Below are 23,830 nucleotides of genomic sequence, written 5' to 3' on the forward strand. Positions count from 1 at the left end.
GCTTGAGCAGCGGGTGCGACCCACGGTGTCAGACCTGGTCGACTCGGCCCGCAGCCGCAGCCACTTGTGATTCAGCCGGATCGGGCGGCCGATCTTGCTACCTGGGCAATTAAGACGGCGTGGATGCGGGAAGTTTCCGTACCAATGCCGGCAACAACAACGCTCGCAATGCGTCCCAGCTACAACAGACTGAGCTTCCACCCGAGCACAGTGCAGTTTGGCTGGGGTCGCACATCTGGCGCCGGTCGTGCGGCCCCTGAAGCTGTCACCCCATCACGGAGGTTTCCAGGTCGCGGCGGGTAAGCGCGGCACGGAGCTGCAGCGCCTCGGTCGCCAGATTCTGACGGCCGCCCTGCTCGCGGTCGACGGCGCAGACCACCGTCTCCACCTGGGCGCCGATGGAGCGCAGTTGCCCGCACGATGCCAGTAGGGCGCCGCCCGTGGTCACGACGTCCTCGATCAGTACGACACTGCGGCCCTTCACGGGACCGCCCTCGGCGACCTTGTTGGTGCCGTACTCCTTGACGTGTTTTCGCACGAACACGGTGGGCAGTCCGGTCAGCTGGGACATCACCGTGGCAAGGGGGATGCCGCCCATCTCCATCCCCGCCAGCACGTCGCACTCGGGCAGCAAGGCGACCATCGCTTCGGCGACCTCACGCAACAGATCCGGCTGCCCCTCGAACAGGTACTTGTCGAAGTACTCCCCGCTGATCTGCCCGGATCGCAGACGGAACCGTCCGGTCAAATGGCAGGTGTCATAGACGCGGCGCGCGAGCGGGAAAGTCACTCGGACAGCCTCGCATCCCGCCTGGATCAAGCAATCGTGCCCCTCGACAGCGGAACGCGACATCCTGCTCGAGGACAGGCTGACGGAACTCGTCGATCGGCACAGGGCGCACATAGTGGCGTCACGCGGTCGGGGCCTGGTGTGGTCTGGCTTTCCGGGAGCCGCACCTGGCCCGACGGGTCGCCCGGGAGGCGTTGCCCCGTGGGCTGCTGATGGAGAGGTCTGGGTCCACCGACGAAGTGCTGAAGCTCATGCCACCCCTGACCTTGACGGAGGAAGAACTGGCCGAGGGCCTCGGCATTCTGGAGCAGGCGGTGTCGGCAGCGCTCGCACTCCGCAACCGTTGACGGCCCAGGAGCCGCAAGCGAGGATCTTCTTGGCATGGACGGACAGGAACCCCAGTCCAGGTCGGCTTGAATCCGACGCCACAGAAACCGCACCTTCACGGGCCAGCAACGAGTTTCGAACGGTACCGAGTCCGCGGGTGATCCCACGAGCGCAGGAGTTGGATGATGGACGCGTACCCGCTGCGCCGCGAAGCGGTCTGACCACCGATGCCCACGGTAGATCGCACAGCGGTGCTTGACCGGCTGGTCGCGCCGACGTCCATCGCCCTGTTCGGGGTCTCCAGAGATCGGACGAAGCTGGGTCACCAGATCGCCGACGGACTCTTGCGCGGCGGGTACGCCGGCCGGGTGGTGCTCGTCAACCCACGTGGTGGTGAAGCTCTCGGCCGCCCGCTGGTCCCGGACGCCGCAGCGTACGGCTGCGACGTGGCGATGGCGGCCGTACCAGGGACCCGGCTGCCGGGCGTGCTGCGCCGCTGCGAGGAGCTCAGCATCGGCCTGGTGGTCTCGTGCGCCAGCGGGTTCGAGCGGCGCGACAGCCCGCTGGCCGACGAGGTGCGGACCGCGCTGGCCGAGACCGGCGTACGGTTGCTCGGACCGGCGTCGATCGGGGTGTATTCGCCCGCCGCCCGGGTCAACCTGACGACGTTGCCCGACCTGCCCGCCCGCCCGGACGGCGGCGTCTACTTCATCGCGCAGTCGGGTGGCATGGCGTACCACGTCGGCCGGCGGTTGGCCCGCCTGCGCTGCGGATACGACGTGTACCTCAACATCGGCGCCGCCTACGACCTCGGCGCGCGGGAGGCCGTCGACCACGCTGCCGCGCGACCGACCACCGGGGTCGTGCTGCTGTACCTGGAGTCACTGGCCGGCGGCGACGGACTACTCACGTCGATCGCGGCAGCGGCGCGCGCCAAGCCGGTGGTGGCGCTGCTCGGTGGCAGCACCGGGCACGGCCGGCAGGCCACCATCTCCCACACCGGGGCGATGCTGCCGCCGGGGATGCGCGCCGCGGCGCTGCTCACCGACGCGGGTGCCCTCGTGGTGGAGACCTTGCCCCAGGCGATCGCGGCGGCCGCCGCCCTCTGCGGTACGCGACCGGTTCCGGTGCCGCTGCCGAGCCCGGCGCCGCCTGCTCCGATGCCGGAGCCGACGCATCCGTACGACGCGGGCCCGGGATCGCCGCCGCGACGGGTGTTTCTGCTCGCCGACGGTGGTGGCGCCGCGGTGACCATGGCAGACGCGCTGGTTCGCGCCGGGCTCCAGCTCACGGAGCCGTCGACCGGGACTGGTCGGGTGGTCAGCGAGCTAACCGGTGGCCGGCCCGGCGCGACCGGCAACCCGCTGGAGCTGGACGGCCTCGCCGAGCGCGACCTCACCGTCTACCGTCGCCTGGTCGACGCTGTCGTCGGCAGCGGCGAGTTTGACGCTGTGGTCATCGCCGGGTACCTGGGCGGATACGCCCGGCTCAACGGCGCCCACCTGGCGGCTACGGAGCGTGCCGTCGCCGTGGACCTGGCGCGGCTCGCCCGGCGGACGCCGATTCCCATCATCGTTCAGTCCTCGTTCGTCACTGATGACGGCGACGCAGCGCAGATTCTGCGTGACTCGCCGCTGCGTTGGGTGGAATGGGCGGAGGAGGCTGCGGCGCTGCTCAGCACGCCCGGCCGCGGTGCACCCGGTGACGTGTCCCCCACCGCGTCGGCGGTGCGTGCCGACCTCACCGCCGTCCACGCGTTGGTCATGGACGCGTTCACCTCGGCCGGCGTCGATCACCTGCTCGGCCGCCGCCTCGCCACCGCGCCCGCGCCCACGGAGGGCACCTGGGTGCTCAAGCTCCCCGGGCTGGCCCACAAGTCCCGCCTGGGCGGCATCGAGCTCGGCGTCGCGGCGGCCGAGGTGCCCGCCGCCCACCGTCGCCTGTACGACGTCGCGCTCGTAAACGGCATCGCGCCCGACGTCTGGCTCAGCCGCCAGGTCGACGTACAGGCGGAGGTTGTGCTCACCGTCTGGCGGACCGATGAAGCCTGGACCGGGCTCACCCTGGGCACCGGCGGCACCAGTGTCGAGCTCGCCGCCGACACGGTGACCGGCCGGGCGACGGCCAACGTCGACGAGCTGCACGGGATGCTGCGTCGCACCAGGTTCGGCGAGCGGTTCGGCCGCGAGCCTGCCATGCTCAATCTCCTCGCCGGGGTGGTCACCGTATTCCGGCACCGACTGCCGTGGCTGGCCGAACTCGAGTGTAATCCGATCGTCGTCGGACAGAACGGGACCTTCGTGGCAGATGTGCTCGGGACGATCCAGGACACGCGCCATGGCCGTTCGTGACCCGCGTCTCGCCCTCGCCGGCGAGGAGGCCCGCGCCGTCCTCGCCCGGTACGGGCGGCCTCTGGTCGCTGCGGCTGTGGCCGAGCTGGCACTGCCGCACCGCGACGTCGAGGCCGAATTGCACTCGCTGGACGAGCAGTTGCGCCGGCTGGGTGGCCTCGGCCGGCGAACGGCCCATCGACCGGCCCTGTGCACCGGTGAGGAGGCGATCTACCTCCTTCTGCCGTACAACGTCACGGTAGCCGCGGTCTGGGACATCGTCCGGCTGGTCGGCACGGGCAACGCCGTGCGGGTGCGCTTCTCGCGACGGGCCGTCCGCCTCGCGGAACTGGTCGCAGACTTTGCTGCGGCAGCCTGGCCCGGAAGAGTGATGGTGGACCAGCGGGCACGGGACGTGTTCCTGGCCGAGGCGCTAACGGCGGGCTCGCCGGCGGCGGCCCTGTTCGCCTACGGGGGTATGGAGCTCGGCGCCGGCCTGGCCGGCTACCGCGGGTCGAAGAAGGTCGTCTTCGAGGGCCCGGGCAAGGATCCGGCGATCGTGCTGCCGGGAGCGGACACCGCCGACGTGGTGCGGCAGGTGTGTGCGGCCAAGTTCGCCTACGCGGGACAGCAGTGCGTCGGACCAGAGACGCTGTTGGTGCAGCGGGCCCACTACGAGTCGGTGATCGACGCACTGGCCCGGCACTTCGTCGCGGCGCGCGTCGGTGACCCGACCGATCCCGCCACGGACGTCGGGCCGGTGGCCAGTCAGGCGGTCGCCGAACGGGCCCGGCGGCAGATCCGGCAGGCACAGCAGGCCGGCGCCCGGGTCGTGGTCGGCGGAGCCGTCGCCGGGCATCTCGTCCAGCCCACCTTGGTCGCTGACGTACGGCCCGGAATGGCGCTGTGGCAGGAGGAGACGTTCGCACCGATTCTCGGCGTAGCGCCGTTCGACGACCCGGACGAGGCGGCGGCCCTGGCCCGTACCACGCGATTCGGGCTGTGCTGCAGCATCTACGGTACGGACGCCGCCGCGCTGGCCCGGCGCCTCCGCGGGCGTCCGTACGCTCACCGCGTACCGGAACTGCGGGGTGGACAGTTCGGCGTGGTGACGGCGAACCGAGCGCCATTCACGCGCATCACCGACCATTTGGCACCATTCGGCGGCTACGGACTGTCCGGTTGGGTCTGGGATGGGCGTCAGCTGCTGCAGGGTCCGAAATGTTTCGCACGGGAAGCTACTGTGGATCCGCAGGGAGACTGACCGGCGCCGCGCCTGTCGAGGTGCTCGAAACCCGGCACGGCTAAAGCGTCGGTCCTGAATGGATTGCTACGGACGTCTTCACCCAAAGCGGATGTACCGACAAGCCCGGATCGTTCGGATATGTCCCACTCTCCACTGTCGGAAGACACTTCAACCTATGTCCATAGGTGAGACTGACTGATACCGTGGCCAGTGCCTAGCTGAGACTGTCACGCGATCACGTGGCGGAGAACGGGGGTTCTCGATGACAGGCCGCCGCCTGCGGCGATTCCTTTGTGGCGTAACGATAGCGATCACATCAGCGGCGAGCCTCTCCGCGTGTGGCGACGAGGGCGGGGCCGCAGAACGGAACGAGATCGTTTTCAACTCCTGGGGCGGCGACTTCCAGAAGGCGCAGTCAGAGGTTATCTTCGCCCCCTTCGAAACCGAGTCGAAGATCAAGGTCGTCCAGCTCAGCGACGGGGAGAACATCTACGCGAAGGTGAAGTCGCAGGCCGGCCAGGACATCGGCGAAATCGATATGGTGCACGGCGACGCCTCCTGGTTGATGCGCGGCCGCCAGGACAACCTCTGGGCAAAGATCGACTATTCCGAGCTGTCGGCTGTGAACATCTACGACGACGCCCGAGACGACTATGGCGTCGGTGTCCTGTACTGGTCGTTCAACATCGTCTACAACCCGGCGAAGTTCACCGAGGCGCCGACGACCTGGGCGGATGTCTGGGACTACGCGAAGCAGCACCCGAAGCGCGTCGCGATGTGGAGTGCCCGCCCGAATTACGTCATCGAAGCCGCGCTCATGGCGGACGGCACACGACCCGACGGGGTCTATCCGCTGACCGGCGAGAAGATCGATAGGGCGTACGCGAAACTCGACGAGATCAAGGACAAGGTGGCCTGGTTCGAGGGTGGCGCCCAGGGTGGGCGGCTCTTCGAGGAGGGCCAGGTGGACATCGGCATGTTCTACGGCGGCGACGCCTTCTCCTTGAAGGTCGACGGCGCAGCGCCGACGGTCGTCTGGAACCAGGGCCTCTACACCCGCGACTACTGGCTGATTCCGGCGAACGCTCCGCACAAGGAGCAGGCGCTTCAGTTGCTGAAGTTCGCGCTGCAGCCGCAGCGACAGGCGGAGCTCGCCGACCGCACCGGCTACGGTCCGGTGGCGCCAGAGGCGGTCGCCCAGCTCGACCCGGCCGTCCAGGCCAAACTGACAAGCGTCGAGCCGCAGAAGTCCAGCCAGCTCAGCTACGACTACGAGTGGTGGGGAGAGAACGACGACGCGCAGCTCCAGCGGTGGACAACGTGGTTGCGTGGCTGATGGCCGCCGACGTCGCCCCGCAGCACGTCCTGCGCCTGGATCGGGTCTCGTTCCGGCGAGGCAGCCGCGAGGTGCTGCGCGAGGTCACCCTGGACCTACGGCCGGGCGAACGACTCGGCCTGATCGGACCCAGCGGTGCCGGTAAGACGACGCTGCTGCGCCTGCTCGCCGGGCTGGAACGCCCAGCCAGCGGCGTCGTGCAACCGGCGGTCGTGCCGGGCGAACGCAGCGCCGACGGCATTCGCGTCGGCCTGCTCTTCCAGGATCTGGGCCTCTTCCCACACATGCGGGTCCGCAGCAACGTGGCGTTTCCTCTGCTCGCCCGGAGCGTGCCACGCGACGCGCGACGCCGGCGTGCCACGGAAGCCCTCGTACAGGCCGGGATCGGCGACTTCGCGGACCGATTTCCCGGATCGCTCAGCGGTGGCGAACGCCAGCGCGTAGCGATCGTCCGGACGCTGCTCAGTGAGCCGTCGATCGTGCTGCTCGACGAGCCGTTCGCCTCGCTCGACCCGCACCTGGTCGGACGGTTCGCGGAGTGGCTGGAGGATCTGCGTTCACGCGCCGAGGTCTGCATGGTTCTCGTCACCCACGATGTGCGCCTCGTCATGCGGTGGGCCGACCGGTTGGCGATACTCGTCGACGGTGCCGTCGAGCAGGTCGGGTCGCCCACGGAGTTGTACGCGCGGCCGCGTACCGCCTTCGTGGCGACGTTCCTGGGCGAGGCCAACGTGGTCGACGCGGTAGTCATCGAGGCGACCGGGGCGGGCTCCGTGCTCTGCGAAGTGCCGGCGTTGGAGGGCCGCAGCGTCCGGGCAAGCGTCGCGACCGACATGGCGGTTGGCGCGCGGTGCCGGCTGGTGATCCGTCCAGAACACCTTGCCGTGGGGAACGCGGGCGAGCCTGGTGGCCTGACGTGCGAGGTCGCCGGTGTGGGCTTCGCCGGCCGCAGCGCGGATCTGTTGCTGACCACCGGGACGGGCGCTTCCCTGCGAACCAATGCGGGACCGGCCGACCTGACCCGGAGTACCGGCGAGAAGGTCACGGTGCGGTGGCCACCGGTGCAAACGCATGCCGTGGCGCCATGACCGGATCAAGGACCGGCGGGCGCGTGGCTCCGGCCGCGGTGTTGACGGTGTTCATGGTCGGTGGACTGGTGCTGCCCCTCGGCCTTGTCCTGGCGGAGTTGGCCGCCGAGCCCGAACGGCTCGGCCAGGTCGTTGGCGAGAGCGCAGCCGCGGCCGGCCGTTCAGTACTGCTCGCTGTCGTCGTCGCGGCGATCGCGTTGCCGCCGGCCATCACGGTCGCCCGTTCGCTGACCCGCGCCCGGCACGCGGTCCGGGTGGTCGGGGTGGCGCTGTGCGTCCTGCCGCTCGTCCTGAACCTCCTCGTCGTGATCCTCGCCTGGATGGTGGTGCTGGAGCGCGAGGGCCTGGTCAACACCTTGTGGACGACAATGGCTCTGCCCGGTGACCCGCCGCAGATCCTTTACACCCGGTCCGCCGCCGTGCTCGCGATGGCGTACGTGGTGATGCCCGTGATGGCGCTGATCCTGCTGGACAGCTTCCGGCGGATCGACCCGCGCATGCGAGAGGCGGCCCGGCTGCTGGGCGCCCGACCACTGACCCGGTTTGTCCTGGTCGAACTCGGCTTCGTCGCGCCCGCCCTCGTCACGGCGTACGTGATGGGCTATGTCCTCTGTCTGAACCTGTACCTGGTACCGGAGTACCTGACCGGACCGCACCTGACCACGCTCGGCTTCCTGGTGCAGGAAAACGTGATCAAGAGCTTCGACCTGGGTTCGGCCGCGGTACAGGCGACGATGCTCTTCGTCATGGCGGTGCTACCGGTCTGCGGGGCACTGGCGATGGATCGCGGTGTGCGGCAGCGATGAGTCGGCCCGATACCTGGCGGCACCAGCTCTCCACAGCCGCACTTGCCCTCTGTCTCACGTTCCTGGCCTGCCCGCTCGCGCTGGTGGTATGGATCGGGCTGAGCGATGCCCCGACGATCTCCCTGCGGGCCGGTGGGCTCACGCTTCGGTCGATCGAGGCGTTCCTCGCCGATCCGGCGTGGGCGGACGCAGCGCGGCGCAGCCTGGTGATGGCCGTCATCGTGGCAGCGCTCGCCGTCGCGGCGGGCTCGCTGGCCGCGTATGTCAACGTCCGGCAGACGGGTCGCCTGTCGATTCTCACTGCCGGGCTGATGATCCTGCCTGCGGTCGTCCCGACCGTCCTCTACGCGCTGGGGCTGGTCCTGCTGGCCGCCCGGATCCCGCTCAGCGCGATCGAACTCGTCGTCATCGGCCAGAGCGTGCTCGCGACGCCACTGGCGTTCCTGGTCATGCGGATCGGCCTGCACGCTCTGCGCCCGGAACAGGTCGAGGCGGCACGCCTGCTCGGCGCCCGGTGGCACACGACCCTCCTGCGGGTGGTCGTGCCGCCGCTGGTGCCATACGCGGCGGTGTCGGCCGCGATGGCGGCGTCGCTGTCGTTGGCGGAGCCGGTGCTGGCCATTTTCCTGGTCAACGACGCGGCGGCGACGTTGCCACAGAAGTCGTTCCAGGGCCTACGGTTCAGCTTCGACCCGCGCATCATGACCGCCGCCGCCTTCATCGTGCTATTGACGGCGGTGGTCACGATCCCCGCCCTGTTACTGGCGCACCGGCGTCGGATGGCGGTCGATCGATGACCGGGCCGCCGCTCCCCTTCCTGACCGTCACCGACGTCGTCGTCAGTTACGGCAGCCACCTCGCGCTGCGCGGCGTGTCCCTGGACGTCCTGCAGGGAAAGGTCGTCGGCCTACTCGGACAGAACGGCGCCGGCAAGAGCACGCTGATGCACGCGATCACCGGATTGGTCCAGCTCTCCGGCGGCTTCATCGGGGTCGGTGGTATCGATGTCGCACGTGACCAGCGCGCCGCGCGCCGTCTGATCGGGATCGCGCCGCAGGACCTCGCCGTATTTCCGTCGCTGACCGTTCTGGAGAACCTCCGCAGCTGGGCGGAGCTGTCCGGGCTCCGCGGCAGTAGGTGTCAGCGCGCGGTGGTCGAGGCGATCGAGGTGATGCAGCTCGGACACCTGCGCGACCGGCGGGTGCATCGACTGTCCGGCGGCGAGCAGCGCCGGGTTCACTGTGCGATGGCGATCGTCGGCAAGCCGCCACTGCTGCTGCTCGACGAGCCGACAGTCGGCGTCGACCCCGCCACGCGGCGCGCGATTCTCGGTCACGTCGAAGCACTCGCCGACGAGGGCTCCGCGGTGCTCTATTCCACCCACTACCTCGCCGAGATCGAGCAGCTCGGCGCCGACGTGGTGATCCTGCACCAGGGCTCGGTGCTGGCCAACGGCAGCGTGGCCAGCCTGGTCAGTCGGTTCAGCGAGTCGGCCGTCGAGCTGACATTCCGGTCCCCCGGGGCCGACGAGGTGATCCGGGTTCCGGCAGCGGACCCGGTCGACGAGCTGCCGGCCGTGCTACTGCGGTTCGACGATCGGCGGCGGGATCTGGTCGGGGTCGCGATCCGCCGGCCGAGCCTGGAGGACGTGTTCGTCCAGGTGACCGGTGGCGACCTGGATCCGGCTGCGGCGTCCGCGGCGGACCGCACGCCCCGGGCGGGATTGGTAGACCGATGATGGCGTTCTCCGCGATGGTCCGGCACGAGTGGCGGGTGCAGCGGCGAGAGCTCGCGCCGGTCGCGATGCTCACGGTCATGCCGGTGGTGCTCATTGCGGTCCTCCTGCCCACGTACGAGAACGCGCTGGCGCAGACCGGCGCACTGACCGGTAACGGCGCCGAACACGCGGTGCCCGGCTTCGCCGTCATGTTCGCGCTGTTCCTGGCCGCGCACGCGGGCATGACGTTCTTCCGCGACCATGCCTGGCGCACCTGGCTGCGGGTGCGCACGCTGCCGATCTCCGGCCTGACGCTGGTCCTCGCGAAGCTGGTCGTGCCGTTCCTGCTCGTGCTCGTCCAACTCACCGCGGTGCTCGCCGTCGGCGTCGCGCTGTTCGAGCTGCGGGTCCACGGCTCCCCGCTGGCGCTGGCGGTGTTGCTGACCGAGTTCGCCGCGTGCGTGCTGGCGCTGAGCGTGCTGGCAGTGGCGTTGTGCCAGACCGTTGTGCAGCTCGCGGCCGCGACGAACGTCGCCACACTGGTCATCACCGGGCTCGGCGGCGCCCTCGTGCCGGTGGAACTGCTCCCCGACTGGCTGGAGCCGATCGCGCCGCTCACCCCTTCCTACTGGGCGATGCGCGGGTTCCACTCAGTCATCGTGGACGGCGCCGGCCTGACCGGAATCTCGACGCCGCTGGGCGTGCTTGGCGCGATGACCCTGGCGTTGTCGGTCATCGCAGCCGTGCTGTTGCGCCCGGACCGACCCAAGGAGCCATGGTGACCGATCACACCGTAGGCAGGGCACTGGGCGTGGTCGGCGTCGACCTCGATTCCCTGCTCGCCATGGCCGGCAGCGTCCTCGCCGACGGCCATCCCTACCTGGTCGGATCGCTGGCGGTAGGCCTGGGAAACCGGGGCAGCGACATCGACATTCACCATTTTCGGCCCGGCATCGCGGAGCCGGCACCGCCCTATCTGATGTTCGTCGACGGAGTCACGGTCGACGTGGAGTACTACCCGGCGGAGATGCCGGCGAGCACGGTCAGCCGGTACACCGGCACACCACTGGCCACCGTCGCCGACGGCCGGATCGCCCTGGCGCCACCGCCGGACCGCACGGTGGCGGACCGGTTGACCCGCTGGTTGACCGCGTTGCCGCTGTACGAGTCGAGCCCACCGCTGATCGCCGAGGGCGACCGCGCCACCGTCGTGGCGCTTCTGGCGCGCGTCGCGTACGAGCACCTGGTGCAGTTCGCCGCCCTGGCCACGCTGGCCGAGCAACCCGCTGCGGCGTACCTGTGGCAGCGGGCTGCTCGGCAGGCGCTGGAGGTGGCCTGCCGGGTCGCCGGCGACGTGGCGACCGGCGACAAGTGGCTGCCGCGCCGGGCGGTTCGCACGCTCAGCAGTCGCACTCTGGTCGAGTCCGGGTACCGGGCCGGCACCGAACCGGCGCTACGTGAGCTGCTCGCGGCGTTGCGAGTGCCGCTCGGTGATCCACTCGCGATGACGTGGGTACAACCGTGCCCGCAGGCCCGCGAGGTCGCGGTCGGGCGTACCCGGTGCCTGATCACCCGACACGGCCGGCTGTTCCCGCAGTGGACCTCGGTGGCGGGCCAGGTCGCGGCGGCTGTCGCGGACGTCGGCGCCGCACAGCTGCTCCACGGACTACGTACCGGCCAGCTGACGATGCGGGTCGACCCCCCGGCGTGTGCGGAGGTGCTGCGATGAAGAATCCCGCTGGCGACGACCTGACCTGGGTACTCACCCACGGCACGGGAGCGACGTGGCAGTTCGCCATGGCTGTGCAGAGCGGGCTGGAGGACGTCGACGCCGCGTACGACGACGGTGACTGGGCGGTCTGCGTCGAGTCGTGCGCGGCGGCGCTGCGCGCGGTCGTGTACTGCGGACAGGTGGCGCACGGGTACGTCGGCCCGCCGACCGAGGTCGAACGTTCTCTGGAGATCGCGTTCGGCACCGGCGGCGCGATCGAGGCCCTGCGGTCGCTGCCGGTGCCGGTCGGTGCCACCCGTGCCGACGCCGATACGGCGCGCCGGCTGGTCACCGGGCCGGTGGCCGACCTACGGTCCCGGCTGCCCTTCGAGGTGCCCGTGATGCGCAGCGCCGCCGGGTACTTCCCGACGGTGCGCATCGGCCGGGACATAGAGCGGCTGCGGGCCGCGCACGGCCTACCGCCCCTGGACTGGAACCAGTGGGAATTCTGAAGCTCTGCGGAACCGGAGGAGCGCACGATGCCGATCGTCAACACCAGCCATGACACCGAGCAGCGAGCCGACCGCGTCTGGGCGGCGTTGCTGGACGTGGAGTCATTCGCCTCGTACATGGACGAGGTAAACGAAATCCGCATCTTGGAACACGACGGCGCCCGCCGGATCAGCGCATGGAAGGTGCTGCTGAAAGGCTCGGAACTGGAGTGGCAGGAAGTAGAGCTGATCATTGAGGACCGCCGGCGCATCGAGTTCCGCCAGACCGAGGGCGATCTGGCGTACTTCTTCGGCCACTGGCAGATCACCGAGCGGGACGACGGCTGCACGGTCGAACTGCACGTGGAGTTCGACATCGGCATCCCGCTGATGGCCGAGATGCTCAACCCGGTCGCGGCGCGCGCGCTGGAGGACAACTCCCGGCGCATCCTCGAACAGCTCGGGGAACGGGCGGCCGTGGTCCGGCCGGCGGGGCCATGACCACCAGCACCGGGCCGTCGATCGCCGCCCGGGTGTTCCGGGCCGTTCAGGACCATCTGTCGCCGCCGCTCGCGCTGGCGACGAAGCTCGCCGGACGGGGCGCGGTCGAGGTCGCCGCCGCGGACGTGTGGGTCTCCATGTCCGACGGCCGGCGGCTGCTGGACTTCGGTTCGTACGCGGTCACGTTGCTCGGTCACCGGCACCCCGCCGTCGTCGCCGCGGTATGCGAGCAGCTCCAGGTGATGCCGACGGCTACTCGCTCGATGGGCAACCCGACGCACGCCACAGCGGCCACCGCGCTGGTCGACTACTTCGCTGGCGCGTTCCCGCGGGTTCACTTCGGTCTCAACGGCGCGGACGCCGTCGAGGTCGCCGTCAAGCTGGCCCGCGTTCGTACCGGACGGCCGCGGGTCCTCGCGGTGACCGGCAGCTTCCACGGCAAGTCGCTCGGCGCGCTGGCGCTCACCCACCACGCCGCGTTTCGAGCCGGCCTGCCCGACGCACTGCCGCCCACCACGTTCGTGCCCGCGGACGACCCGGAGGGGGTCGCCCGGGAGCTCCATCGCGGCGACGTCGCGGCCGTGGTGTTCGAGCCGATTCAGGGCGAGAACGGGGTGCGGCCGCTCGACCCGGCGGTCCTACGCCGCTGGTGCGACGACGTACACCGAGCCGGCGGGTACGCGATCGCGGACGAGATCCAGACCGGGCTGCACCGGTGCGGCGGACGAAGCGTCGCGCGGGAGTGGGGGCTGGAAATCGACGCGGTGCTCCTCGGCAAGCCACTGGGCGGTGGGGTCGTACCGGTGTCGGCGATGCTCTGCACCGACGACCTGTACCGGCCGATGGCGACCGACCCGTTCCTGCACACGGCGACCTTCGGCGGGCATCCGCTGTGCACCGCGGCGGTGCCCGCGACGTTGGCGGTCATGGCCTCCTGCCAGCCGCGCGGGGACCGGTTGGCGGCGCTGCTGTCGGCGGCGCTGTCGGAGCTTCGGGACACGTACCCGGATCTTGTCGTCGCGGTCCGCGGCAAGGGCCTGCTGTGGGGTTTGGACTTCGCCAACCCGGAGTTGGCCGGCGAGATCATGCTCAGCCTGCTCCAGAACGGTCTGATCGTGTCGCCGTGCCTGAGCCGGCCGTCGTCGCTGCGTCTGCTGCCGCCGCTGGTCGCCGAGCCGGAGCACGTCGAGCGGGCGATGGACCTCCTGAGCCGCTCTATCCGCGACGCCGGACGCCTGATCCGCAACCGTTAGGGAGACTCGTGGACCTGCATCCGTACGGGACCGGCGCCGCCATCTGGCCCGACGTCGCGCGGTTCCTACCTGACGAGCTGCTCGCCGAGATCGCCGTCGACGCGCCGACCGCCGACCTGGACGGGCGCCCGGCCGCGAAGAGTCTGGAACTGCTCCGCACCGCGGACTGGCCCGGCTTGCCGGTACCCAGCGAATTCCAAGGTCGCGGTGCGACGTTGCAGGAGTGCTGTGCAGGCCAACTCCGACTGGCGACGGCCGATCCGGCGCTCGCTATCGCGGTCAACATGCACCTGTTCTCGGTTGGGTTGATGGTCGAGCACTGGCGCCGCCGCACCGACGTGTCATGGCTGCTGTTGGAGGCCATCGCCGCACAGCGGCGACTGCTCGCCTCCGCCTTCGCCGAGCCGAATCTGGGCGGCTCGGTCAGCAGGTCCACATTGCTGGCCCGGCCGGCCCCGGACGGTTACCTGGTGTCGGGTACGAAGCGGCCGTGCTCGCTGGCTGCCGAGGCGGATCTGGTCTCGTTCCAGGTCGAGATGGACACCGGCAGGGGCCGTGACGTCATGGTCGCGCTGCTGCCGACCAACGCGCCGGGGTTGACCGTGCAGCGGTCCTGGGACGCCCTCGGGATGCGCGGTTCCGGCTCGGACACGCTCGTCTTCACCGACTGCCACGTTCCTGAGGAGTTGGTGTTCTACCGGGCACCCGCCGGCGACGAGGACGACGACGTGCTGGCCGCCGGGGTCGTCTGGTTCAGCCTCACCGCGTCCGCCTGCTACCTCGGCGTCGCCCGAGCCGCGGTGTCGGCGGCGCGACAGCTACTCGCCCGCGGTGTCCTCCACCATTTGGGTGTCGAGCGCGCCCGGGTGCCGAGCTATCAGGGCGTGGTGGGCGCGCAGGTGGCGTCGCTACTGACGTTGGAGGCGGCGTGTGCCCAGCTGGCAGGGCAGCTCGACGCCGGGGTGGCGCCGCAGGCGGTGCTGCCCGCCTGCCTGGCGGTGAAGCAACAGACGATGGATGTGGTGCCGGCCGCGGTCGGCGCGCTGGCCGAGGCGTGTGGCGGCGTGGCGTACTCCCGGTTGGCGCCCCTCGAACGGCTCTGGCGTGACGCCCAGGCCGTCCGCTTTCATCCGCCGACCCGCCTGCCCACGTTGCAGTACCTGGGTCGTAGCGCGCTCGGCCTGCCGGCGCACCTGGATCTCGACGAGAACGCGCCGCGCCTCACGGAGGAACTCGCGCGAACAGGGGAAGGGGAATGATGACGATGCCGTCCCGGGCGGAACTCTCGACGCTGGTGCGGACCAAGGTCGCGGAGGTGCTCGGCACGCCGGTGGAGGAGATCGACGAGTCGACGAACCTCGAGGTGGGATACCAGATCGATAGCCTCGAGCTGATGGAGATCGGCGCTCGGCTGGAGGCAGCGCTCGGCATCCGCCTCGATCTGCGTGAGCTGATCGGGGTCGAGACGGTGGGGCAGGCGACCGACCTGCTGACCCGGCGGCTGGAGGCGCAGCCGTGAGCCGGCCCCGGGTCGCCGTGACCGGGTTGGGTGTGAAGACCCCGGCCGGTACGAGCGTTGACGCCGCGTTCGACTGCCTGCTGGACGCCCGGTCCCGGGCGGTACACGTGCCGGAACTGGTCGCCCGAGACCTCGCCGTGCAGTTCGCCTGCCCGGTGCCAAATTTCGACCCGGCGGCCTACTTCAACCAGCGCGAGATCCGCCGCCTGGACCGGGGTGCGCAGCTCTCGGTCGCGGCCGCCGCCGACGCGATCGCCGACGCGGGGGCCGAGGGTGCGGCCGCACCGGACCGCACGGGCGTGTTCCTTGGCACCGGACTCGGCGGCATCCTGCCCAGCACCATGATCGCGCTCGGCTGGGACACGGACCCGTCAGGCATGCCGGTGGACAGCGTCGCGCGGGTGATGCCCACGGCGCCGGCGGCCTGGATCGCGTTGCGCTTCGGCTTCCGGGGGCCGTGCCTGACGTACGCCACGGCGTGCGCCAGCGGCGCGACCGCGATCGGGGAAGCGACGCTGAAGCTGCGTGCCGGCGAGGTGGACATGGCGATCGCCGGCGGCGTGGACACGCCGATCGGCGCGATCATAGTCGCCGCGTTCGCGCGGATCGGCGCACTGTCGCTGCACAACGACGACCCGGCCGGCGCTTCGCGCCCGTTCGAGGCGACCCGCGACGGCTTCGTGATGGGCGAGGGCAGCTCGTTCCTGGTGCTGGAGCGCTGGGAGCGGGCGCGGGCGCGAGGGGCCCGGATCTACGGCGAGGTCGCCGGGTACGGCAGCAACACCGACGCGTTCCACATCGTCGCCCCGATCGCCGATGGTACGGTCGCCGCCGCCTGTATGGACGCGGCGCTGGTGGACGCGGGCCTCAAACCGGCCGACATCGGACACGTCAACGCACACGGCACGGCGACGCCGTTGAACGACCGGGCCGAGGCCGCCGCGCTCGTCCGTTGCTTCGGCGGTCGACCTCCGCCGGTGACCGCGCCGAAGGGCGTGACCGGGCACCTGATCGGCGGGGCCGGCGCGTTCGAGGCCGCCGTCGCCCTGCTCGCGGCCCGGCGCGGCGTGGTGCCGCCGATAGCGAATCTGGCCGTGCCTGATCCGGATTGTCCGCTGGACCTGGTCCGCGACGAGCCACGCCGGATTCCGGTGGCGCCGGTGCTCACCAACTCGTTCGGATTCGGCGGGCACAACGCCACGCTGGTCCTCGTACCGGAGCCGTGACGTGCGCGTGTTGTTGACCGGCGCGACCGGCGTCGTCGGCTCGGAGGTGGCCCACCGGCTGGGCTCCATCCCCAACGTGCGGCTGGTCCGGGTGGCCCGGCGGCCCGCGGCGGACGGCTTGGTGGTCGCTTGGCGGATCGGGACGGAGCCGGCCCCGGCGGAACTGCGGGGTGGCTGGGACGTGATCATCCACGCGGCGGCGTCGACCCGCTGGACGCTGTCCCGGGCGGAGGCGGAGGCGGCGAACGTCGCGCCGGTGCGTTCCGTGCTCGAACTGGCTACCGGGGACACCCACCTCGTGCACGTCTCGACCGCGTACGTGGGCGGCGAGCGCGGCGAGGACGACAGCACCGAGCAGTTCGACGGCTATCGCAACGGGTACGAGTGGTCGAAGGCGGCCGGTGAGGCGCTCGTGGTCGACCGGCACGCCGGCCCGGTCACCGTACTGCGCCCACCGCTCATTCTCGGTCGCCGTGGCGACGGCGCGATACGGCGGTTCAGCGGCCCGTACACCCTGTTGCAGTCGCTCGTCTCCGGGCTGGCCGCGGTGGTCGTCGGCGATCCCGAGGGCTACGCCGAGATCGCGCCGGTGGACCAGGTCGCGGATGTCATCGTCGAGGCTGCGCTGGGCACGGCTCCGGCCCACCCGGTCGTCGAGGTGGTGGCCGGCGGCGAACACAGCATGCGCCTCGCCACGTTGGTCGAGGTCACCTGTCGGGAGCTGAACGCTTGGCGGGCCAGGCACGGTGCGGCGCCGATAGCGCAGCCACCGCTGATCTCGCGGCACCGCTGGCACCGGTTCTTCCTTCCGCTCGCCGACCAGTACCTGTCGCCGATCCAGCGCAGCGCGGTCGACCTGCTCGGCATGTTCGAGAGCTACACCAGCATGCGGCGACCGTTCACGCCGACGCGGCCGGTCGAGGATCCGCTCGACGTCCTGGTCTCGTCGGTGCGGTACTGGGCGGACGCCAAGCCGCGGCTGGCGGCGCGTGAACCGCAGCCATGGGCGCTCATCGAGCCACGCTGAGGTAACGCCCATCGAAAATCTGGTGACGAAAAGCGATCAAATCGGTCTCCTGCGTATGCGGGCAAACACTATGATGCTCGAAAAGGCTTGTAATGCGCAGGCCCCTTGCGCGATGAGATATCGTCGGGCTTTCTGACCGACCGACGCCGTCCGACGAGACGGCCAGCCGACATGAGGGGTATGCATGTGCGGGATCGCTGCGGCGCTACCGGACTACGACGGCGATCTGCCAGCGGTCTCCGACAGGCAACTGCTGGACGTGCTGCCGGAACTGCCGCACGTCGACCCCGCGGCCGACCGGCCCAGCGGGATGGATCTGCACACCGCGCTCGACGGTCTGGTCAAGGAGCTCGCGGCCGCGTTGGACCTGTACACGGCACCCACCGCGGTGCACCGGCTAGCCTGCGAAGGAAAGCTGCGCGAGGCTGTCGCGGCGCGGACGTCGACACTGAACCGCTGGCTCGCCGTGGCCGAGCGGACCCTCGACGACACCGGCGCCGGATGGGACGCTGACCTGCTGGAGCAGGTCCAGCAGCACGCGGTAGCCGCTCGGGACCTCCTCTGGTCGATAGAGCAGGACAGGATCGGCGCCGCGCTGCGGATCGCCGAGCTCGCGCGGCACCGGATGATCTCCCTGAACCAGGCCCGCAGCTACCTCGCCGTCGACGCGGTCCTGGACGCCGTCGACCGGCTGGAGGTGCGCGGCAGGGACTCGGCGGGCGTCCAGGTGTGGGTCACTCTCGATGATGCCGACCTCGCGCGGGTGCCGGCCGCGCTACGGGACCGGGTCGACGGCGACTTCCGCCATCGCGCGGCGGCGCACTTCCGCGGCGGCGTGTCACTCGTGTACAAGCGCGCCTCGGTCATCGGTCGGCTCGGTGACAACGTCGCGTACCTGCGCGCCGCCATGGCCGGCGACGACGACCTGCACGCCGTGCTCGATCTGCCCAGCGCCCGGGTCACGGTCGTCGCGCACACCCGGTGGGCCAGCGTCGGCCGGATCAGCGAGGCCAACGCCCACCCGTTGGACAGCACCACGCCGGCCGGCGACGGGTCCTGCTTCGCGACCGCCGCTCTCAACGGTGACATCGATAACCACGTCACGCTGCGCGGCCAGCTGAACCTGCCGGCCTCGTCCACCGGAATCAGTACCGACGCCAAGTTGATCCCGGTGATGCTCGCAGAGCGGATGGAGGCCGGCCACCCGCCCGAACAGGCGATCGCCGCGTGCGTTCGGAACTACCACGGCTCGTTCGCGATCGCGGCACAGGGCGACCTCGCCGCCGACCGCCTGATGCTCGTCGTCAAGGGCAGCGGCCAGGGCCTGTACGTCGGTTTCGCCCCCGGCTGTTTCCTGGTGGCCAGCGAGGTGTATGGCCTGGTCGGCTGGACCGATCGGTACCTACGGATGGATGGTAGGTTCTCCGACGAGGGCGAGGCCGGTACGGTGGTCGTGCTCGACCGGGCGCGTGCCGGCACCCTCGCCGGACTACACCGTGCGACGATGCTCGGCCGCGCCCTGCCGGTCGCCGAGTCGGACCTCACCACCGCGGAGATCACCACGCGGGACGTCGCGCGCGGTGAGTTCGACCACTACCTGGTCAAGGAGATCACCGAGGCGCCGTCCTCGTTCCGCAAGAGCCTACGTGGCCGAATCGCCGACGACGGCCAGCGGCTCTCCGTCGCACTAGGCGAATCCGCGCTGCCGCAGACCATCCGGAAACGCCTCGCCGACGGGGAGATCCGCGAGATTCTCTTCGTCGGTCAGGGGACGGCCGCGGTCGCCTGCGAGGGCATCGCAAACGTGGCGAACGATCTGCTGCACCCGCACCTCACCGTCGCCGCGATGCCGGCCACCGAACTGTCCGCCTGGAAGCTGCGAGCGGACATGTCGTCGGTCTGCGTCGTCGCGGTCAGCCAGTCCGGCTCGACCACCGACACCAACCGCGCCATCGACATGGCACGCGCCCGCGGTGCCGCCGTGCTCGCCGTGGTCAACCGCCGAGACAGCGATCTGAGCCACAAGGCCGACGGCGTGTTGTACACGTCGGACGGTCGCGACGTGGAGATGGCGGTCGCCTCGACGAAGGCGTTCTACTCGCAGGCGGCCACCGGTACGCTGCTCGCCCTGCAGATCGCCAGGCTGTGTCAGCTGCTCTCGCCGGAGCTGGAAGACCTGATGCTGCACGCGCTGCAGGAAATGCCGCAACAGCTGCAGACGCTGGGCGGCCTCGGACCGAGGATGGCCGAGATCGCGCAGGTGGCGATCCGGCACCCGCACTGGGCGGTGGTTGGCTCCGGCCCGAACCGCGTCGCCGCCGATGAGACCCGCATCAAGCTCTCCGAACTGTGCTACAAGACCGTCTCCACCGACGCCGTCGAGGACAAGAAGCACGTCGACCTGTCAGCGGAGGCATTCGTCCTGGTCTGTGCGGCCGGCACACCACCGGGGCAGCTGCGAGACCTGACCAAAGAGGTCGACATCTTCGCCGCCCACCGCAACCAACCGGTCGTCGTCGTCGATGAGGGCATCGAGCTGCCGTGGGCGACCGACTGGGTGATCCGCGTGCCGGCGGCGCACCCGGCGTACGCCTGGATCCTCAGCACCGCCGCCGGGCACCTCTTCGCCTACCACGCCGCTCGGGCGATCGACGCCACCGCGGAACCGCTGCGCGAGGCCCTCGCCGCGCTGGAGGCTTCGGTCGATGCCGGCCGCGTCGCGTTGGACGAGATGGACGCCGCATGCGGCGGCATCCACCAGTTCCTCGCCGAGGCGGCCCAGGGCAGTGTCCGCGGCGTTCTTCCCAGCGACGTCGCCCTACGCCTGCATCAGGCCGCGTCGCTGCTGCGGCATGGCGCGGCGGTTCTGCCGGAACTGCCGGTCGCCGTCGCCGATCCGGTCGACTTTGTGCGTACCCAGCTCACGGCCACCACCGACGAGCTGACGCGCTCGATCGACTCGGTCAAACACCAGGCGAAGACGGTGACCGTCGGCACCTCGCGCGGCGACTCCGACCTGCTGGACAACGCGCTTGCCGTGGCCGTTGTCGAGGCCGGCGGCGATCTGTCCGTCCTGAGCTATCCAGTGCTGCTCGCACTCCGCGCCTTCGCCCGGGTGGTCGGCCATGTCGACGGCACGATCCGATACCAGTTGGGTCAGTCCTCCGGCCGTGCCACCCTGCGCGTTCTGCGCAAGACCGGCGTCGCGCGGGATCTGGCCAGTCGCGCGGACGACGGTGCCGAGCTGAGCGGCTCGAAGCAGCTCGCCGTGGCCTCGCGCATGGTGCGGCTCGTCCGCGGCGTGCGCGACGGTCGGTTGGTCCTCATGGTCCCGGAGCAGACCGGCGCGCGCGTGCACTCGCTCACGCTCGCGCACGTGACGCTGGTTGACCGGGCCGAGCCGGCCCACCTGGCCGAGGTACTCGAACTGACCGGCACGCGCCTGGCGGAGATCAGGGCCGCGGTCACCGAGGCCGACACGCCGTTCGCCATTGCGAGCCTCGCGCACGTACCGGTCGAGGCGGTTCTCCTGGGCTCCGTGGATGAGGTGGTCCGGCTCCTGACCGGGATGAACTGAGCCCGACGGTGCGCCGAGCCACTCGTCAACCGCCGGTGGCGACCTGGGCGGCGGCAAGCCGGGCCGCACCCAGGGCCGGGTCGTCGGCCGTCGTCGGGCCGACGCCGTAGCGCTCCCGGACGCCGCGCTGCACCGCCGTGCCCACCGGGCCCGGGGCGAGCAGCACCGACCCGGCCAGCACGACCGTCGGCGCCCTCGCGGGGCCGTCCGGGGCCACCGTCGCCAACGCCTGCAGGAGTCGGTCGGCCGCGTCCGCGGCGATGCCGGCGGCCACCTCGTCGCCGCTGGTGGCGGCGGTCGCGACCACCGGGGCCAGGCTCGCCAGGACCGCCGAAGGCGAGGGGCTGATCCGCGCGACCAGCGTCTGGCGCAGGTCAGCGCCGTCGCCGGAGGTGATACCGAGGGCGCCGGACACCGCGGCGGTCAGCGCCGTCTCGGGCGCACGGCCGTCCAGCGCGGCCAGCACGGCCCGCACAGCCGCCCGCCCCAACCACACGGCCGACCCATCGTCGCCGAGGAACCAGCCGTGCCCGTCGCATCGCCGGACCAGCCGGAGCTGTCGCACTGCCGCCGCGGCGGCACCCGTGCCGGCGACGAGGACCAGGCCACCGGTGTGCGCGGTGGCCGACACGAAGGCCAGCTCGAGGTCCGTGCGCAGGTCCACCGGGCAGGTGAGCCCGACGTCGCGCCAGGCCGACCACAGCGCCGCAGTGGCGGCCGGGCGGCCGGCCGGGCCGGCGCCCGCCATGCCCGCCACGGCGCGGACCACGCGACGCGGATCGGTGTCGGCGAGCGCGGTCCGCAGCGCGGCGGCGATCGCGGCGTGGGGCGCGGCGGCCGACCACGGGTTCGCCCCGCCGGCCTCGCCCCGGCCGATGATCCTGCCGCCAACCGTCGCCACCACGCACCGGGTACCGCTGCCACCGCAGTCGAGGCCCACTACCAGTGGCTCCCGGTCACCGGGGCCAGCGCGGGGTGCCGCGCGGTCCGGTGCGGTCGTCCCGCGCCCCAGCTCGGCCACGACGTCGGCCGGTACCCCTACCCGGCCGTCCACCGCGTCCCGGACTGATTCTTGCGGCCCCGACAGGATCGCGACGACGGCGGCCCGCACGTTCCACCCGGACTGACGCAATGCCTCGGCACACGCCTCCGGGGCAGCACCGGTCGCCTCGGCGACCACGGCTACCCGCCGACGGTCGAGCTTGTCGTTGCGGCCCGCCACGTCGACCATCAGGTTCGAGTAGGTGTGGCCCAGCCGCACCATCACCGCGGTGGAGAGCGTGTGCAGGACGAGTTTCGCCGCCGTGGCGGCCTTCATCCGGGTGGAGCCGGTGACAACCTCCGGGCCGGTGTCCACCGCCACGTGCACGTCGGCCGACCCGGCCAGCGCCGCCTGCGGGTCGTTGGAGACAAGGACGGTCCAGGCGCCGCGGGCGCGGGCGGTGCGCAGAGCGGCGCCGACGAACGGGGTACGCCCGCTGGCCGTGACACCCACCACGACGTCGCCGGGTCGGACAGCGTCGGCCATCCGCTCCGCGGCGGCCTCCGGGTCGTCCTCGGCTGACGGGTCGGCGGACAGGAGGGCAGCCGGGCCGCCCGCCAGGTGCGCCACAACCCGATGGCCGGCGGCGCCGTAGGTGGGCGGCAACTCGGCGGCGTCGAGGACGGCGAGACGCCCGGACGTGCCTGCTCCGACATAGTGCAGACGACCACCCGCCGAGAGGGCGTCCACCCCTAGATCGACCGCCGCCACGATCTGCGGCAGGGCGGCGGCAACCGCACCGGGCACGGTGGCGTCCTCGCTGTGGATGGCGCAGACCAGCTCGACGGTCGGCATCCGGTCGAGATAGTGCGTACGGGGATTGCGCCGCTCCGTCGGCGGAATCCTGGCACGGCCGGTCACGCGGACGCCTCGTACAGCAGGCGCATTGACCGGACGGCTGACCGGGTCTCCTGTAGATAGTTGCCGGGAGAATACCGCACAACGGGCAGGGCTTGGCGAATGGTCGCGGGGTCGACCCCCACCGTCTCCACCTCACAGCCCTGCGGCAGGGCGAGGATGCGAATGGCATCGCAGTGCTGGTACGGCACATAGATGGGGGAGGTGATGATCAGTACCCGGTCGACCGGACCGAGTGCCACCTCACGCACCCAGTGCCGCAGAGTGTCCTGTGTAGAGGCACGACGGGTGTCCGGTGCGCTGGATGGGGAAGCCAGCAAGCAAACCTCCGGACCAGGGCCGGACCACCGTCGGCTCGACCACGACCGGTTCAGCTCCGGGCCGGTGTGCAGACTTTCGACGACCTTGTCCGGCTGGTCCAGTCCGAACGCCATCTGCGCGGCGGCGGCCAGCACGTCGATCTCGTACGCGCAGCCGTCCAGGCCCAACTCGATAAGGGGCGCCAGCTCCACGTCGCGGAGGCGCCGGAAACTGCCGAGCCCGGTGACGGTGCCCGGAGCGACCGTGCCGGCGGAGACCAGGTGCCCAGCGTAGAACACCCGCTGCAGGCACGCGGGTGCGACGGCCCCCAGCAGGAGCAGATGGGTGTACGTGGTCCGGCGCGGTGGGCGCACGTCACGCAACCCCAACGCTCTGGTCGCCACCTCAACCAACCGCACCATGTCTGCGCTCAACGTCGGCTCGTCCGCGTCGAGGCGTTCCCGGCCCCGACGATAATCCCAGTTCTCGGCCGTGAAATCGTCAAGGAACGACAGGATGACGCCGGTGTCGCCACGGGGAAACCTGGCGCCGAAGGCCTCGACGAGGTCCCGCAGCGGTGGCGAGGTGCTCCACCGCGACACCGCGTCGACGATGGCGGCGGGCGACACTCCCGGTCCGAACGAGGGAAGGGATACCTGCTCGTACCGCACCGTTCGCACCCCCC

General features: G+C 70.8%; 20 protein-coding genes. 17 read left to right on the top strand and 3 right to left on the bottom strand.

Features of this window, described 5'->3' with window-relative positions:
• Positions 1-265: 265 nt before the first annotated feature.
• Positions 266-790, bottom strand: a complete 525-nt coding sequence (gene pyrE / locus KBX00_RS16770) for an orotate phosphoribosyltransferase (RefSeq protein WP_210828019.1) — start codon at positions 788-790, stop codon at positions 266-268.
• A 578-nt stretch (positions 791-1,368) separates the two neighbouring features.
• On the opposite strand from pyrE, the gene KBX00_RS16775 reads away from it, so the two are divergent.
• The 17 genes from KBX00_RS16775 to KBX00_RS16855 all read left to right on the top strand — a co-directional run bounded on the left by KBX00_RS16775 (position 1,369) and on the right by KBX00_RS16855 (position 20,945).
• Positions 1,369-3,468, top strand: a complete 2,100-nt coding sequence (locus KBX00_RS16775; protein WP_210828021.1) for a CoA-binding protein — start codon at positions 1,369-1,371, stop codon at positions 3,466-3,468.
• A complete protein-coding gene (locus KBX00_RS16780; protein ID WP_210828029.1) occupies positions 3,455-4,711 on the top strand; it encodes an aldehyde dehydrogenase family protein in 1,257 nt (418 codons plus the stop codon). The genes KBX00_RS16775 and KBX00_RS16780 overlap by 14 nt, the downstream gene beginning before the upstream one ends.
• A 244-nt stretch (positions 4,712-4,955) precedes the next feature.
• Positions 4,956-6,029: an ABC transporter substrate-binding protein gene (locus KBX00_RS16785; protein WP_210828031.1), complete on the top strand. Its 1,074-nt coding sequence runs from the start codon at positions 4,956-4,958 to the stop codon at positions 6,027-6,029.
• Positions 6,014-7,117 carry an ABC transporter ATP-binding protein gene (locus KBX00_RS16790; protein WP_210828033.1) on the top strand — a complete coding sequence of 368 codons (1,104 nt, stop codon included), beginning with the start codon at positions 6,014-6,016 and terminating at the stop codon, positions 7,115-7,117. Before KBX00_RS16785 ends, KBX00_RS16790 begins: the two co-directional genes overlap by 16 nt.
• A gap of 23 nt (positions 7,118-7,140) precedes the next feature.
• Positions 7,141-7,923: an ABC transporter permease gene (locus KBX00_RS16795; protein ID WP_210828034.1), complete on the top strand. Its 783-nt coding sequence runs from the start codon at positions 7,141-7,143 to the stop codon at positions 7,921-7,923.
• A complete protein-coding gene (locus tag KBX00_RS16800) occupies positions 7,920-8,720 on the top strand; it encodes an ABC transporter permease (RefSeq protein ID WP_210828035.1) in 801 nt (266 codons plus the stop codon). Before KBX00_RS16795 ends, KBX00_RS16800 begins: the two co-directional genes overlap by 4 nt.
• Positions 8,717-9,661 carry an ABC transporter ATP-binding protein gene (locus KBX00_RS16805; protein WP_210828036.1) on the top strand — a complete coding sequence of 315 codons (945 nt, stop codon included), beginning with the start codon at positions 8,717-8,719 and terminating at the stop codon, positions 9,659-9,661. The genes KBX00_RS16800 and KBX00_RS16805 overlap by 4 nt, the downstream gene beginning before the upstream one ends.
• A complete protein-coding gene (locus KBX00_RS16810) occupies positions 9,661-10,422 on the top strand; it encodes an ABC transporter permease (protein ID WP_210828037.1) in 762 nt (253 codons plus the stop codon). The genes KBX00_RS16805 and KBX00_RS16810 overlap by 1 nt, the downstream gene beginning before the upstream one ends.
• Positions 10,419-11,369 carry a hypothetical protein gene (locus KBX00_RS16815; RefSeq protein ID WP_210828039.1) on the top strand — a complete coding sequence of 317 codons (951 nt, stop codon included), beginning with the start codon at positions 10,419-10,421 and terminating at the stop codon, positions 11,367-11,369. Before KBX00_RS16810 ends, KBX00_RS16815 begins: the two co-directional genes overlap by 4 nt.
• Positions 11,366-11,863 (top strand): hypothetical protein, encoded by a 498-nt coding sequence (locus tag KBX00_RS16820; RefSeq protein WP_210828041.1) that lies wholly within the window; start codon positions 11,366-11,368, stop codon positions 11,861-11,863. Before KBX00_RS16815 ends, KBX00_RS16820 begins: the two co-directional genes overlap by 4 nt.
• Positions 11,864-11,890: 27 nt before the next feature.
• Positions 11,891-12,343, top strand: coding sequence for a type II toxin-antitoxin system RatA family toxin (locus KBX00_RS16825; protein ID WP_210828043.1), 453 nt, complete (start codon positions 11,891-11,893; stop codon positions 12,341-12,343).
• Positions 12,340-13,596 carry an aspartate aminotransferase family protein gene (locus tag KBX00_RS16830; protein WP_210828044.1) on the top strand — a complete coding sequence of 419 codons (1,257 nt, stop codon included), beginning with the start codon at positions 12,340-12,342 and terminating at the stop codon, positions 13,594-13,596. The genes KBX00_RS16825 and KBX00_RS16830 overlap by 4 nt, the downstream gene beginning before the upstream one ends.
• Positions 13,597-13,604: 8 nt before the next feature.
• Complete coding sequence (locus KBX00_RS16835; RefSeq protein WP_210828045.1) at positions 13,605-14,855, top strand: acyl-CoA dehydrogenase family protein; 1,251 nt, start codon at positions 13,605-13,607, stop codon at positions 14,853-14,855.
• Positions 14,855-15,115 carry an acyl carrier protein gene (locus tag KBX00_RS16840; RefSeq protein WP_210828046.1) on the top strand — a complete coding sequence of 87 codons (261 nt, stop codon included), beginning with the start codon at positions 14,855-14,857 and terminating at the stop codon, positions 15,113-15,115. Before KBX00_RS16835 ends, KBX00_RS16840 begins: the two co-directional genes overlap by 1 nt.
• Entirely contained in the window at positions 15,112-16,341 is a 1,230-nt protein-coding gene (locus KBX00_RS16845; protein ID WP_210828051.1) for a beta-ketoacyl synthase, read from the top strand. The genes KBX00_RS16840 and KBX00_RS16845 overlap by 4 nt, the downstream gene beginning before the upstream one ends.
• A 1-nt stretch (position 16,342) precedes the next feature.
• Positions 16,343-17,368: an SDR family oxidoreductase gene (locus KBX00_RS16850; protein WP_210828053.1), complete on the top strand. Its 1,026-nt coding sequence runs from the start codon at positions 16,343-16,345 to the stop codon at positions 17,366-17,368.
• A 184-nt stretch (positions 17,369-17,552) separates the two neighbouring features.
• Positions 17,553-20,945: an SIS domain-containing protein gene (locus KBX00_RS16855; protein ID WP_210828055.1), complete on the top strand. Its 3,393-nt coding sequence runs from the start codon at positions 17,553-17,555 to the stop codon at positions 20,943-20,945.
• A 25-nt stretch (positions 20,946-20,970) separates the two neighbouring features.
• Here the strand turns inward: KBX00_RS16855 and KBX00_RS29695 are convergent, their stop codons facing one another.
• Together KBX00_RS29695 and KBX00_RS16865 are read right to left on the bottom strand one after the other, a co-directional pair.
• Positions 20,971-22,848: an N-acetylmuramic acid 6-phosphate etherase gene (locus tag KBX00_RS29695; RefSeq protein ID WP_210828057.1), complete on the bottom strand. Its 1,878-nt coding sequence runs from the start codon at positions 22,846-22,848 to the stop codon at positions 20,971-20,973.
• Positions 22,845-23,816 (bottom strand): hypothetical protein, encoded by a 972-nt coding sequence (locus KBX00_RS16865; RefSeq protein WP_210828059.1) that lies wholly within the window; start codon positions 23,814-23,816, stop codon positions 22,845-22,847. Before KBX00_RS16865 ends, KBX00_RS29695 begins: the two co-directional genes overlap by 4 nt.
• Positions 23,817-23,830 lie beyond the last annotated feature (14 nt).

The sequence above is a fragment of the Micromonospora sp. C95 genome (genome assembly GCF_018070465.1).
Classification (GTDB): domain Bacteria; phylum Actinomycetota; class Actinomycetes; order Mycobacteriales; family Micromonosporaceae; genus Micromonospora.

Excerpts from the sequence above, each read along its gene's own strand:
- KBX00_RS16825 (WP_210828043.1), top strand. The coding sequence starts at position 11,891 with ATGCCGATCGTCAACACCAGCCATGACACCGAGCAGCGAGCCGACCGC.
- KBX00_RS16820 (WP_210828041.1), top strand. The coding sequence starts at position 11,366 with ATGAAGAATCCCGCTGGCGACGACCTGACCTGGGTACTCACCCACGGC.
- KBX00_RS16785 (WP_210828031.1), top strand. The coding sequence starts at position 4,956 with ATGACAGGCCGCCGCCTGCGGCGATTCCTTTGTGGCGTAACGATAGCG.
- KBX00_RS16780 (WP_210828029.1), top strand. The coding sequence starts at position 3,455 with ATGGCCGTTCGTGACCCGCGTCTCGCCCTCGCCGGCGAGGAGGCCCGC.
- KBX00_RS16810 (WP_210828037.1), top strand. The coding sequence starts at position 9,661 with ATGGCGTTCTCCGCGATGGTCCGGCACGAGTGGCGGGTGCAGCGGCGA.
- KBX00_RS16805 (WP_210828036.1), top strand. The coding sequence starts at position 8,717 with ATGACCGGGCCGCCGCTCCCCTTCCTGACCGTCACCGACGTCGTCGTC.
- KBX00_RS16830 (WP_210828044.1), top strand. The coding sequence starts at position 12,340 with ATGACCACCAGCACCGGGCCGTCGATCGCCGCCCGGGTGTTCCGGGCC.
- KBX00_RS16855 (WP_210828055.1), top strand. The coding sequence starts at position 17,553 with ATGTGCGGGATCGCTGCGGCGCTACCGGACTACGACGGCGATCTGCCA.
- KBX00_RS16840 (WP_210828046.1), top strand. The coding sequence starts at position 14,855 with ATGACGATGCCGTCCCGGGCGGAACTCTCGACGCTGGTGCGGACCAAG.
- KBX00_RS16800 (WP_210828035.1), top strand. The coding sequence starts at position 7,920 with ATGAGTCGGCCCGATACCTGGCGGCACCAGCTCTCCACAGCCGCACTT.